Source organism: Thalassobacter sp. (genome assembly GCF_982993085.1).
In genome coordinates this window covers 1-9,216 of sequence record NZ_CEZFMW010000132.1, presented here as the reverse complement: position 1 = coordinate 9,216, position 9,216 = coordinate 1, and the positions used below count along the sequence as shown (strand labels likewise).

Sequence of the window (9,216 nt, the reverse complement as noted above, 5' to 3'; positions counted from 1 at the left end):
GGCATTGAACGTGGTCGTCCATAACATCGGTCCAAGATAGCACATGCGGCTGACACCCTAGCCGCTTCACTGCGACCGTTGATTGCGATGTCTGCGAGAGCCTCCAACGCGGCCCCCACATGACCCGATGCTAGATCTGCTAGGGCCTGCCGTGATGCTGCCGTGTCGACATTCTGAGACCCTACTGGGCGTCCTGCCCCTGCCCGTTTGCCGCCTGATGGCATTTTGAAACCTTCTGATTGTTTTTCAAATAGCCCTGAGAGGCCGTGAGAGGGCCGCTGAGAGGCCGTCTTTTGATTTTCCACACAGGATGCAAGAAAATCCAAGTGGGCCGCTCAAAGGGCCGCATGTGGCCAATGATCTACACATACTGAGCACGCATCTGTTCAGTTGGTCCAATAGTTTTGCAGATGTGAAATCGCTTGCCTTCAATCGGACCATTGCCACCGATTTTGTCCCGCCGTGGCTTGTAAGGATTAGGGCCGCGCCGTCCATATCGTTTAATTGCGCTAGGCTCAGCCTTGCCAAGGTAGGCTGCAAGGCATTCAGGACCACCAGGACCATGCTTCACACTGAGATGCCATGCGCGGTGCTCAGAGACCGCCGAATCCCGTGCCGATGGTGATACTGTACCAATATTCTGACCTGTCCATTCCGCGGTCTGTGCTGCGAAATCTGCATGAAAGTGTTTTGGCAGGTGAAGTCCTATATGCCAATGTTCACCAGCTTGCCCGTTGATGCCCTTCTGTGACCACTCACGGGACCAGATAACGGCCCAGACAACACTGCGCGTAGTAATCCATTTCCTGAGCAATTCGAGCAGCACTTGAAATCCATCCCACAAATGACCCAGGCCAAAAACACCACCCTCGCCTATGCGTTGAAGATGGGCTGCGTTAATGGTCAAAAGCGCGTTTACTGGATGCCCGAGAGCTTGAGAAAACGCCGCTGCCCGCATCATGCGAGCTTGCGTCCCTACTGGTAATTGTTTCGTGAGGGTATAGCGGGTGAACGTGTTGGTATTACCTACTAGGCAGGATTTTCCGCTTACGTCGGTAAAGACAGGCTGTGTGGTTTTCTGTTCAAGTAATTCATGCCGCATAACAATTTTTGCCTTATATGCTCTTCGCCAGAAACGTCATATTCAGAGCAATGTTAGGTAAAAATCGGAATGGGCGCAATATATTGTGTATTTTGTTCCCAATATTGCGAATAAACACATCATGTTGCGTTAGACGCAAGTCTTTTTCGTTTGTGCTTTCACGGTCTTTGAGAAAGTTATCCACAGGCTGTCTTTATTTCTTATTTCCTTATTTCTATTTCGATGGTCGTTAAGTATTTATTATAAAACACAAAAAGACCCCTGAAGGTGAGCAATCGCGGGCCTAGGGTGAGCAATCGCGGGTGAAAGGTGAGCAATCGCGGGTGAAAGGTGAGCAATCGCGGGTCAGGTGAGTTGTCTAGGTGAGCCTTCACCTTTAGCCTTCACCTATGGCGAAACTGACGACCCTAGATGCAGTGAAAATGCACCGCCCAGATCCAGACGCGATTGTCGCCGCTGGTGAGGTTGCCGACATGCGCTTTACATCTGGCGATGCTCTAAGCCTGCGCGCCGCCAAGCTGTTTTGTCTGCTAATCCAACAGGCCGGAATAGCCGTTGCCGACCAGGTGCAGCACCGGATTCCCTACGCCACCCTAAATGAGACTTTTCACAAGAGCCGCGATGAACTAGCCGCTGCCGTGTCTGAATTGCACTGCACAATCGTTTCGGTGCAGCTGGTGAGCCGCAAAGGCCGTCCCTACGTCAAAAGCGGGCCTATACTGAGCGATGTTGAACGGGAGCCCGATAGCCTGGACGATGCTGAGATCAGGTTTGAGTTTTCGCCAGCCATGCGTCGTGTCATTGGCGATAGTACCCATTGGGCCGCTGTGTCCCGCCGCGCTGTGTTAGCCTTTGAGAGCAAGTATTCATTGCGCTTGTACCTTCATATCGGCCTGCGTGTTAACCGTCGCCAAACGTCTGAAGATGTAAGCCTCGATGAACTGCGCGACATCTTGGGAGTGCCGGATGGAACCTTTCGCCGTTGGCAAGATTTGCGCCGCTTTGCCATAGATCGCGCAGTTGCTGAAATCAATCAGCTGGCAGGCTTCACCGCAGCCTATACGCCGCTCAAACGTGGCCGTCGTGTCGTGGGTGTACGTCTGGCGTGGGGCCGCAAGGCAACGTCCGACTTAATTGATACGCAACGGGAGTTGGACCGCCCGCGTGTTGGTCGAACTGCACGCCGCGATGGACTGGTGGAAACAATGGCACAAGAGCGCCACCGCCTCGCTGAGAGCATTGCCAATGCGCGCGGCCTAGACCGGACCAGTGAACCAAGTGAATGAACCGCAGTGATCCGAACCAAAACCGGCCTATAAAACAGGTGGACCAGATGCCTAAACTATCGCCAAGAGAGGCTGTGAAGGCTTACCATGTGAGCCGAGCAACACTGATGAAGGCTTTGTCTAACGGTACTATAAGCGCCGAGAAAACAGACGTCGGACATTGGCGCATTGATACCGCTGAACTTGCTCGCGTGTATGAGCCGCGACCATCGATCCGGACTAAGCCGGACCAACCGAACCGCACTGAGACACCCCCTGAGCCCCCCCTAGGCCACAACGCCAAACCTGACGATCAGGACATAGCCGTGCGTCTTGCCCGTGCAGAAGCGGCGCTTGATGCCGAGCGTGAGAAAACTGCAATGCTAGAGCGTCATCTTGATGATGTGCGCCGGATGTTGCCGCCACCGGATGCAAAACCACGACGTCGCTGGTGGCAGTGGTAACTAAAACCTAGTTGGAGGTTATCATGAACCGTATAGATCGTTTGTGTACCTTTGATTGAAATACAGATTAAGATTTACTGAGAGCTCAGAATGAAAGACCGCGATCAACCGCATCACAAACGAACGTATAAGATAAAGCCATGCTGATAGGATACGCCCGGATCTCGAAAGCCGATGGCAGCCAATCCCTCGATCTGCAGCAAGACGCGCTCATCGAAGCAGGCGTGGCAGCCGACGGCATCTACGAAGATCAGGCGTCAGGTAAGCGCGACACCCGGCCAGGCCTCGATGCGTGCCTCAAGGCTCTGCGCAAAGGTGACGTCCTGGTTGTCTGGAAGCTAGACCGCCTCGGCCGCGACCTCAAACACCTGGTGACAATTGTGCAGGAACTGACCGATCGCGAGATCGGCCTCCGCGTCCTCACGGGACAAGGGGCGCAGATCGACACCACCACCGCTGCGGGGCGATTGATATTCGGCATCTTTGCAGCCTTGGCAGAATTTGAACGGGAACTGATCCGCGAGCGCACCGTCGCAGGCCTTAAGGCAGCCCGGGCGAGAGGGCGAAAAGGGGGGCGTAAATTCGCGCTGACCAAAGCCCAGGTACGCCTTGCGCAGGCGGCCATGTCGAACCGCGATACTTCAGTCGCACAGCTAGCCAAGGAGCTCGGGGTCAAACCTGTCACCATTTACCGTTATGTCGGTCCTAACGGAGACCTCCGCGAAAACGGAAAACGCGTTCTGGCCGCATAACGTACGATCCTGCGCTCAGCTGGAAAAGACACCCGATGCGCCTTATCGGAGATCAGGGTTCCTCGCGCGCGCGTGAGATGTCGGAAAATTAATGAGGAATTTCCGTAAACGCATTGAAGATTGAGTGCACCACCCGGTCGTGCTTGTGCCTGGTTAGAGATACAAGATGCCCCCTCCCTCAAGCATTTATCCCACATTCCCCAAATAACTCACTAATTTTGCTGTCGTGAACGCGTCATTTCCGAGATAAATTATGATGTCGGAGGTTGCGACGGGGCGTGTTTGATGGATCACCCAGAGGGTGCAGGCTTGCAGCAGGCAGATCGGGTCGATTTCGACGGCCGTGTGCGGCTAGAATTCCGCAGCACGCAGCGGAGTTTCGACGGTGGCCTTCGGGTGATACGGGGTAGGCGCTAACGCAGTGGTAGGAATTGACTTGAACTATGTAGAATTGTCATCAGCTTGTTCTATGGTGATGATGGTGATGAGCGGTACTGCTGTTTTGATTGAGGAAACCGACCATGTTTAGAAGTCTAATGCTACCCGTCGGACTGATCCTGTCCTTTTTGTGCTCAGCAACACTCACGAAGGCCGATGGGCAACTTATGAATGGAGTTAGACCCTTCATTTGCGCGGATTTATCTTCTCCGATTGTGCTGTTTGAAACAAATGGCGAATGGAAGGCTGCAAGCGAACCTACGGGAGAAGTTAAACCCACAGATACTGGATGGAGATATGAAGAGACTGCTTCTGGGGATGTATGGTACCTTCATGAGAAAAGCGATAACTCTTGGGTGCTTAATGGGCTGTCCGAATACGGTCATTTAACACTAGATTGCTTCGATATTTTTGACAGCGTGTCCGAGGTGTTAACCATAATCCAGCCAAAACTGGACGACAATATCAGCAGTGCGCTGGAGCGGTTAGCTGCCGTAAATCATGAGCTTGCGACCACACTCAAAGCATATGAGAGCTTACAAGCTGAACATGAAATATTGAAAAAATCGTTAGCTTCTGACATTTCACCTGCCGAATTTGTCCCGCCAATGACAGGTGCAGAACTAGATGTATTGAACACTTCAATCAGTAGTTGTTGGAGTGTAGACCCGGGCGCTGTTTGGATGAACACTGCTGTGACGGTTGCCTTTGCCCTTAATCCCGATGGCACGCCTGTGGCAGGCTCTCTGCGTTTAGCTGGGTTTGAGGGGGGCTCAGAAGCAACAGCGCGCCAATCATACGAGGCGGCACGGAGGGCCATTTTGCGGTGTACTGCGCGCGGTGTGCCCTTACCACCAGAAAAATACGAGCATTGGAAAGAACTGAAAATGACATTTGATCCAAGTACGATGAGAATACGCTAACCAATTTATGCGGCAGCCACGCCCCATTGATTTATCAGTTGCACATTGTTGTGGCTGGTTGATGCGAAAGGCGGTCGGTATCTCTTCAGGGTCTACGAGACGAGGTCCTTTTGCCCCCTTGTCTTGTTAGGTATCGGCCCAAAGCACCAGGGCGTCGATGCCGTGGGCGAGGTGACCGTTGGCCAGCTTGATGAAGAGATTGCACATGTAGACATGGCGTGCCCCCATTAGGTGGTGCGGTTTGATTGTTAGTGCATTGTCGGTCTGTGATCCATCGGTACGACGCTTTCCGGTGCAGGTCACCTATACCCCAACGAGCTGTGTGGCCTGACCGTGTTGTAGTGGATGCGCCATTGCTCGATCAGGTTTTGGGCTTTTATACCACCCCCCTTTGTCGTTTGCTCTCGCTAACCTACCTCAAGGGTCTACGCGTCCCCGCAGATCAACCGTCTGTCAGGACCCAAGGCCCTAGGACTTGCAATGAGATGTCAGAAATCTCCGCTGAATTGATCCATTAGGTCCGTTTCTTGAACACCGATTAGGGGCGCCGAGAACGGCATTGAACGTGGTCGTCCATAACATCGGTCCAAGATAGCACATGCGGCTGACACCCTAGCCGCTTCACTGCGACCGTTGATTGCGATGTCTGCGAGAGCCTCCAACGCGGCCCCCACATGACCCGATGCTAGATCTGCTAGGGCCTGCCGTGATGCTGCCGTGTCGACATTCTGAGACCCTACTGGGCGTCCTGCCCCTGCCCGTTTGCCGCCTGATGGCATTTTGAAACCTTCTGATTGTTTTTCAAATAGCCCTGAGAGGCCGTGAGAGGGCCGCTGAGAGGCCGTCTTTTGATTTTCCACACAGGATGCAAGAAAATCCAAGTGGGCCGCTCAAAGGGCCGCATGTGGCCAATGATCTACACATACTGAGCACGCATCTGTTCAGTTGGTCCAATAGTTTTGCAGATGTGAAATCGCTTGCCTTCAATCGGACCATTGCCACCGATTTTGTCCCGCCGTGGCTTGTAAGGATTAGGGCCGCGCCGTCCATATCGTTTAATTGCGCTAGGCTCAGCCTTGCCAAGGTAGGCTGCAAGGCATTCAGGACCACCAGGACCATGCTTCACACTGAGATGCCATGCGCGGTGCTCAGAGACCGCCGAATCCCGTGCCGATGGTGATACTGTACCAATATTCTGACCTGTCCATTCCGCGGTCTGTGCTGCGAAATCTGCATGAAAGTGTTTTGGCAGGTGAAGTCCTATATGCCAATGTTCACCAGCTTGCCCGTTGATGCCCTTCTGTGACCACTCACGGGACCAGATAACGGCCCAGACAACACTGCGCGTAGTAATCCATTTCCTGAGCAATTCGAGCAGCACTTGAAATCCATCCCACAAATGACCCAGGCCAAAAACACCACCCTCGCCTATGCGTTGAAGATGGGCTGCGTTAATGGTCAAAAGCGCGTTTACTGGATGCCCGAGAGCTTGAGAAAACGCCGCTGCCCGCATCATGCGAGCTTGCGTCCCTACTGGTAATTGTTTCGTGAGGGTATAGCGGGTGAACGTGTTGGTATTACCTACTAGGCAGGATTTTCCGCTTACGTCGGTAAAGACAGGCTGTGTGGTTTTCTGTTCAAGTAATTCATGCCGCATAACAATTTTTGCCTTATATGCTCTTCGCCAGAAACGTCATATTCAGAGCAATGTTAGGTAAAAATCGGAATGGGCGCAATATATTGTGTATTTTGTTCCCAATATTGCGAATAAACACATCATGTTGCGTTAGACGCAAGTCTTTTTCGTTTGTGCTTTCACGGTCTTTGAGAAAGTTATCCACAGGCTGTCTTTATTTCTTATTTCCTTATTTCTATTTCGATGGTCGTTAAGTATTTATTATAAAACACAAAAAGACCCCTGAAGGTGAGCAATCGCGGGCCTAGGGTGAGCAATCGCGGGTGAAAGGTGAGCAATCGCGGGTGAAAGGTGAGCAATCGCGGGTCAGGTGAGTTGTCTAGGTGAGCCTTCACCTTTAGCCTTCACCTATGGCGAAACTGACGACCCTAGATGCAGTGAAAATGCACCGCCCAGATCCAGACGCGATTGTCGCCGCTGGTGAGGTTGCCGACATGCGCTTTACATCTGGCGATGCTCTAAGCCTGCGCGCCGCCAAGCTGTTTTGTCTGCTAATCCAACAGGCCGGAATAGCCGTTGCCGACCAGGTGCAGCACCGGATTCCCTACGCCACCCTAAATGAGACTTTTCACAAGAGCCGCGATGAACTAGCCGCTGCCGTGTCTGAATTGCACTGCACAATCGTTTCGGTGCAGCTGGTGAGCCGCAAAGGCCGTCCCTACGTCAAAAGCGGGCCTATACTGAGCGATGTTGAACGGGAGCCCGATAGCCTGGACGATGCTGAGATCAGGTTTGAGTTTTCGCCAGCCATGCGTCGTGTCATTGGCGATAGTACCCATTGGGCCGCTGTGTCCCGCCGCGCTGTGTTAGCCTTTGAGAGCAAGTATTCATTGCGCTTGTACCTTCATATCGGCCTGCGTGTTAACCGTCGCCAAACGTCTGAAGATGTAAGCCTCGATGAACTGCGCGACATCTTGGGAGTGCCGGATGGAACCTTTCGCCGTTGGCAAGATTTGCGCCGCTTTGCCATAGATCGCGCAGTTGCTGAAATCAATCAGCTGGCAGGCTTCACCGCAGCCTATACGCCGCTCAAACGTGGCCGTCGTGTCGTGGGTGTACGTCTGGCGTGGGGCCGCAAGGCAACGTCCGACTTAATTGATACGCAACGGGAGTTGGACCGCCCGCGTGTTGGTCGAACTGCACGCCGCGATGGACTGGTGGAAACAATGGCACAAGAGCGCCACCGCCTCGCTGAGAGCATTGCCAATGCGCGCGGCCTAGACCGGACCAGTGAACCAAGTGAATGAACCGCAGTGATCCGAACCAAAACCGGCCTATAAAACAGGTGGACCAGATGCCTAAACTATCGCCAAGAGAGGCTGTGAAGGCTTACCATGTGAGCCGAGCAACACTGATGAAGGCTTTGTCTAACGGTACTATAAGCGCCGAGAAAACAGACGTCGGACATTGGCGCATTGATACCGCTGAACTTGCTCGCGTGTATGAGCCGCGACCATCGATCCGGACTAAGCCGGACCAACCGAACCGCACTGAGACACCCCCTGAGCCCCCCCTAGGCCACAACGCCAAACCTGACGATCAGGACATAGCCGTGCGTCTTGCCCGTGCAGAAGCGGCGCTTGATGCCGAGCGTGAGAAAACTGCAATGCTAGAGCGTCATCTTGATGATGTGCGCCGGATGTTGCCGCCACCGGATGCAAAACCACGACGTCGCTGGTGGCAGTGGTAACTAAAACCTAGTTGGAGGTTATCATGAACCGTATAGATCGTTTGTGTACCTTTGATTGAAATACAGATTAAGATTTACTGAGAGCTCAGAATGAAAGACCGCGATCAACCGCATCACAAACGAACGTATAAGATAAAGCCATGCTGATAGGATACGCCCGGATCTCGAAAGCCGATGGCAGCCAATCCCTCGATCTGCAGCAAGACGCGCTCATCGAAGCAGGCGTGGCAGCCGACGGCATCTACGAAGATCAGGCGTCAGGTAAGCGCGACACCCGGCCAGGCCTCGATGCGTGCCTCAAGGCTCTGCGCAAAGGTGACGTCCTGGTTGTCTGGAAGCTAGACCGCCTCGGCCGCGACCTCAAACACCTGGTGACAATTGTGCAGGAACTGACCGATCGCGAGATCGGCCTCCGCGTCCTCACGGGACAAGGGGCGCAGATCGACACCACCACCGCTGCGGGGCGATTGATATTCGGCATCTTTGCAGCCTTGGCAGAATTTGAACGGGAACTGATCCGCGAGCGCACCGTCGCAGGCCTTAAGGCAGCCCGGGCGAGAGGGCGAAAAGGGGGGCGTAAATTCGCGCTGACCAAAGCCCAGGTACGCCTTGCGCAGGCGGCCATGTCGAACCGCGATACTTCAGTCGCACAGCTAGCCAAGGAGCTCGGGGTCAAACCTGTCACCATTTACCGTTATGTCGGTCCTAACGGAGACCTCCGCGAAAACGGAAAACGCGTTCTGGCCGCATAACGTACGATCCTGCGCTCAGCTGGAAAAGACACCCGATGCGCCTTATCGGAGATCAGGGTTCCTCGCGCGCGCGTGAGATGTCGGAAAATTAATGAGGAATTTCCGTAAACGCATTGAAGATTGAGTGCACCACC

10 protein-coding genes and 2 pseudogenes are annotated in these 9,216 nt (G+C 53.6%); 8 read left to right on the top strand and 4 right to left on the bottom strand.

Annotated features, from left to right (window positions below; all coding sequences use genetic code 11):
• Window positions 1–361 precede the first annotated feature (361 nt).
• A complete protein-coding gene (locus AC4GMC_RS15810) occupies window positions 362–1,102 on the bottom strand; it encodes a hypothetical protein (RefSeq protein WP_488082164.1) in 741 nt (246 codons plus the stop codon).
• 389 nt (window positions 1,103–1,491) lie between these two features.
• Between AC4GMC_RS15810 and AC4GMC_RS15805 the strand changes: the two genes are divergently transcribed.
• From AC4GMC_RS15805 to AC4GMC_RS15785, 5 genes and pseudogenes are all read left to right on the top strand, one after another.
• Window positions 1,492–2,388: a RepB family plasmid replication initiator protein gene (locus AC4GMC_RS15805; protein WP_488082165.1), complete on the top strand. Its 897-nt coding sequence runs from the start codon at window positions 1,492–1,494 to the stop codon at window positions 2,386–2,388.
• Window positions 2,389–2,435: 47 nt separating this feature from the next.
• Complete coding sequence (locus tag AC4GMC_RS15800; RefSeq protein ID WP_490391472.1) at window positions 2,436–2,831, top strand: hypothetical protein; 396 nt, start codon at window positions 2,436–2,438, stop codon at window positions 2,829–2,831.
• Between the two features lie 140 nt (window positions 2,832–2,971).
• Window positions 2,972–3,583, top strand: coding sequence for a recombinase family protein (locus AC4GMC_RS15795; RefSeq protein ID WP_488082161.1), 612 nt, complete (start codon window positions 2,972–2,974; stop codon window positions 3,581–3,583).
• Between the two features lie 418 nt (window positions 3,584–4,001).
• Window positions 4,002–4,112: pseudogene (locus AC4GMC_RS15790) on the top strand (YbjQ family protein); the annotation flags it as partial.
• On the top strand, window positions 4,105–4,944 hold the full coding sequence (locus AC4GMC_RS15785; protein ID WP_488082162.1) for a hypothetical protein: 840 nt from the start codon (window positions 4,105–4,107) through the stop codon (window positions 4,942–4,944). The pseudogene AC4GMC_RS15790 and the gene AC4GMC_RS15785, both read left to right, overlap by 8 nt.
• Window positions 4,945–5,070: 126 nt before the next feature.
• Here AC4GMC_RS15785 and AC4GMC_RS15780 read toward each other — a convergent pair whose 3' ends face one another.
• The 3 genes and pseudogenes from AC4GMC_RS15780 to AC4GMC_RS15770 all read right to left on the bottom strand — a co-directional run bounded on the left by AC4GMC_RS15780 (window position 5,071) and on the right by AC4GMC_RS15770 (window position 6,601).
• Window positions 5,071–5,247 carry a hypothetical protein gene (locus AC4GMC_RS15780; protein WP_488082163.1) on the bottom strand — a complete coding sequence of 59 codons (177 nt, stop codon included), beginning with the start codon at window positions 5,245–5,247 and terminating at the stop codon, window positions 5,071–5,073.
• Window positions 5,244–5,321 (bottom strand): annotated as a pseudogene (locus AC4GMC_RS15775) (integrase core domain-containing protein); the annotation flags it as partial. The gene AC4GMC_RS15780 and the pseudogene AC4GMC_RS15775, both read right to left, overlap by 4 nt.
• A gap of 539 nt (window positions 5,322–5,860) precedes the next feature.
• Window positions 5,861–6,601, bottom strand: coding sequence for a hypothetical protein (locus AC4GMC_RS15770; protein WP_488082164.1), 741 nt, complete (start codon window positions 6,599–6,601; stop codon window positions 5,861–5,863).
• 389 nt (window positions 6,602–6,990) lie between these two features.
• Here AC4GMC_RS15770 and AC4GMC_RS15765 point away from each other — a divergent pair, with 389 nt between their 5' ends.
• The 3 genes from AC4GMC_RS15765 (at window position 6,991) to AC4GMC_RS15755 (ending at window position 9,082) form a co-directional block, all read left to right on the top strand.
• Window positions 6,991–7,887, top strand: coding sequence for a RepB family plasmid replication initiator protein (locus tag AC4GMC_RS15765; RefSeq protein ID WP_488082165.1), 897 nt, complete (start codon window positions 6,991–6,993; stop codon window positions 7,885–7,887).
• Window positions 7,888–7,934: 47 nt separating this feature from the next.
• Entirely contained in the window at window positions 7,935–8,330 is a 396-nt protein-coding gene (locus AC4GMC_RS15760; RefSeq protein ID WP_490391472.1) for a hypothetical protein, read from the top strand.
• Between the two features lie 140 nt (window positions 8,331–8,470).
• The gene (locus AC4GMC_RS15755; protein WP_488082161.1) at window positions 8,471–9,082 is read left to right on the top strand and encodes a recombinase family protein; all 612 of its coding nucleotides are present in this window, start codon (window positions 8,471–8,473) and stop codon (window positions 9,080–9,082) included.
• Window positions 9,083–9,216: the final 134 nt, after the last annotated feature.

Bases quoted from the DNA above. Each gene is read 5' to 3' on its own strand.
- AC4GMC_RS15810 (WP_488082164.1), bottom strand. From the start codon at position 1,102: ATGCGGCATGAATTACTTGAACAGAAAACCACACAGCCTGTCTTTACC.
- AC4GMC_RS15800 (WP_490391472.1), top strand. From the start codon at position 2,436: ATGCCTAAACTATCGCCAAGAGAGGCTGTGAAGGCTTACCATGTGAGC.
- AC4GMC_RS15785 (WP_488082162.1), top strand. From the start codon at position 4,105: ATGTTTAGAAGTCTAATGCTACCCGTCGGACTGATCCTGTCCTTTTTG.
- AC4GMC_RS15770 (WP_488082164.1), bottom strand. From the start codon at position 6,601: ATGCGGCATGAATTACTTGAACAGAAAACCACACAGCCTGTCTTTACC.
- AC4GMC_RS15805 (WP_488082165.1), top strand. From the start codon at position 1,492: ATGGCGAAACTGACGACCCTAGATGCAGTGAAAATGCACCGCCCAGAT.
- AC4GMC_RS15760 (WP_490391472.1), top strand. From the start codon at position 7,935: ATGCCTAAACTATCGCCAAGAGAGGCTGTGAAGGCTTACCATGTGAGC.
- AC4GMC_RS15765 (WP_488082165.1), top strand. From the start codon at position 6,991: ATGGCGAAACTGACGACCCTAGATGCAGTGAAAATGCACCGCCCAGAT.
- AC4GMC_RS15755 (WP_488082161.1), top strand. From the start codon at position 8,471: ATGCTGATAGGATACGCCCGGATCTCGAAAGCCGATGGCAGCCAATCC.
- AC4GMC_RS15795 (WP_488082161.1), top strand. From the start codon at position 2,972: ATGCTGATAGGATACGCCCGGATCTCGAAAGCCGATGGCAGCCAATCC.